General features: G+C 61.8%; 2 protein-coding genes and 1 pseudogene. All 3 read left to right on the top strand.

Features of this window, described 5'->3' with window-relative positions; all coding sequences use genetic code 11:
* The coding region (locus HP546_RS28945; RefSeq protein ID WP_172232911.1) for a hypothetical protein at positions 1 to 416 on the top strand (416 nt) is incomplete at its 5' end.
* A 3-nt stretch (positions 417 to 419) separates the two neighbouring features.
* A complete protein-coding gene (locus HP546_RS28950) occupies positions 420 to 2,057 on the top strand; it encodes a hypothetical protein (RefSeq protein ID WP_172232914.1) in 1,638 nt (545 codons plus the stop codon).
* A gap of 102 nt (positions 2,058 to 2,159) precedes the next feature.
* Positions 2,160 to 2,655 (top strand): annotated as a pseudogene (locus HP546_RS28955) (imidazole glycerol phosphate synthase subunit hisF); the annotation flags it as partial.

Consider the following 2,655-nt stretch of genomic DNA (forward strand, 5'->3'; position numbering starts at 1 on the left):
GCAACAGCCTGACCGATGAACGCCGGACGCTATGTATCGTCACCCAGATGACCGGGAACCGCCCCGCTGATGTGCTGGTGGACGAACGCGATGACAAGTTGGGCAGAGTCTGGCTTTCCATCAGTGCGGGGGGGGCGGCCGGCGTCAGTGAACTGACAGTCGCGTATGGCCCGGGGCGGATCGACATCGATCAGGGCGGTAAGCCTTACTACCAGGCGACCGCCGAGAGCCCTGCACATTTCTGCGTTGTCCGCGCCGTCTGGCAGCCCATGCCAGGGTTCCCCTTCAGCTTGGAGGGTTTCATCGTGTTGCCGCTGCCCTTGGGTGAGCACATCAACGCTTATCAGGCCCTCGAACAGGCTGCACAACGCGTGGGTGCACGAATGCTGTACAGCACATCAATGGAACAGGGCTAAATCATGGCTACCAATTATCTGTCGGTCATCACGGCTTGGATGAAGCAGCAAACAAGCCATCTTAACTGGGACCTCACATTTGCCACACGTCCCGAGCAACTGAACCAGCTGGTCGAGCAGGCGCATTTCAGTCAGGAGGACAGCGCTTGGGGCGATATCGAAGGCGAGATCGCCCTGCCTGGCTCCGGCGTTACCCATATCCTGACCGGCTACCGCATGGGGCCGCCAGTATTGGCGGCCATGCAGGCAGCGCATGCTTCGGCAAAGGTCCAGCAACGCATCGCCCTTGAGGGTGGTACGCACCTGAGCGTGGACAAGGTCGACGGCCTGCTCGGTCTGGCGGTGCATGATGTGCTGGACCCGCTGCCAGTGTCGCAGGCCCTGGTGCTTGCCAGCGATGCCCAGGGCGTGAGGGCCGACCTGCGCGATGGCACTGATACCGAACTCGATCTGGGCGGCGGCCTGCCCCAGCGCCTGGCCGCCGGGCGCTTCTTCAAGGATGTGCTCAGCGGCCTGGGCAGTGCCCGGCAAGTCTATCCTTTGGTGACGTTCAGGCGGCTGCCCAGCAACCCTTACCTGAACGTGCGCCGCAGTGAAGTACGTACCCATGTCAGTAAAGCCAATGGCACGCCTGCATTAGTCATCTTCGCAGGCGTTGACAACGGGCCGACGGGCGACTTCCCAGGCGAGGACTCCGGGTATCCTTTCCTGTTACCTGACGACCTGGAAACACCGGTGAGCAGCAGTGTGTTGCTGACCTCGCGCTTCCTGCATCGGGCCGCCTACGGTGTCGGCCTTGAGCATATGCTTGAAGGTGGGGCGTTCGACGCCACTTTCGACGCGGATAACAACCTGCAGCGCTTGGATGCCAAGGCTGGTCTGCTGCCTGTGCACCCCGGCACCTATGAGAGCAACGCTTATCAGTTCAGCTGTGAGGCGTTCGAGATTGCCGTGGCCGGCGCTCCGCTTGACGCCGATACCGATGCGCGGATCGCCAGCCAACACGGCCAAGGATGCTGCTGCTGCACATCAGCCCTGAGCAATGCGCAGGGCCAGGAGTCTCAGGCTGATTTCCAATCGCCCCTCAGTATCTCGTTCGAGCGTGATGAAGTACGTCAGCACTGGAAGTCCCACTGCACCCTGTCATTGACCTACAGCGCCAAGCCGAACGGAGCGGAGCAGACTCACACGGCGACCTTCCAGTTCGACCTGCAGACGTTGTTCAACTTGAATGAACCGGCGTCATCCGAGGAAAGCGCCGGCGGCATGCTGCTCGGGCAAGTGTTGTGGCCATGGCAGCAATCGGCCGAAGTGACCCCTGTCAGTGGCCTGCCGAACAACATGCCGGCCGAACTACGCGAAGAGATCTGCGCGTTTGTCGCGTTCTTGATCAAACAGGCGGTACTGGAAGGCCTGGCCAAGCAGCTGACCGCGTTGATTCCGGAGCAAGTGCTGGACGGCGTCACGTTGGCGGGGTGGTACAAGCTCGCGCCGTTCCGGCACGAATTGCCCAATGGCATGGCCTTGTTTGCCAGTGACGGTGGCGCTGCCGGTTTTCGTATCGTCGATCCACCCATCACACTGGCCCCGGCACAGCGTCATGCCTTTACCGTCAACCCGCCGCTGGAAAACGTGACATGATCGTTGCGGGAGCTCCCTGGCAGCGTCGGTGACCTTGGCCGGATCGATCCCGCTACCGGTGACTACCGGGCTCCTCCAGCGCATGCCATGGGAAGCGAGCCGATGCGCGCCACGGTTGTCGCCACTGACTCGAAAACCGGCCAGAACAGCACCACCCTGGTCACCGTGGTGCCCTCTGCAATGACGGTCAACCCGCTGGTTCAGGTGTGCTACGTCGATGACACTTTTCCACTGACGGCCGGCACCCTGGGCGGAGTCTTGGAGTGGTCGGTGGCTGACGCCGGGGAGGACGGACGCGGTTCGGTAGCACCCGATGCTGATGGCAAGCGTTGCACCTACACCACAGGTGCCAAGGTTGAAGGCAACGAAACCTATGTACTCGACGAAGTCAGGGTGCGCAACACGCTGACAGACGAGGTGCGTTCGACCTATGTGCTGGTGCGCCAGCGCGGCCCGGAGATCGCGGTGACGCTTACCCAACGGCCAGACGGCAAGTTCCAATTGCAGGGCCGCGCCTACGGCACGGACCTGGTGGACGTGGAGTGGAAACTGCCGATTGATGGTACTGGCACGATCGATGGCGAGAAAAACGACCACT

The sequence above is a fragment of the Pseudomonas sp. CM25 genome (assembly GCF_013179705.1).
Taxonomy (GTDB): Bacteria; Pseudomonadota; Gammaproteobacteria; order Pseudomonadales; family Pseudomonadaceae; genus Aquipseudomonas.

Excerpts from the sequence above, each read along its gene's own strand:
- HP546_RS28950 (WP_172232914.1), top strand. The coding sequence starts at position 420 with ATGGCTACCAATTATCTGTCGGTCATCACGGCTTGGATGAAGCAGCAA.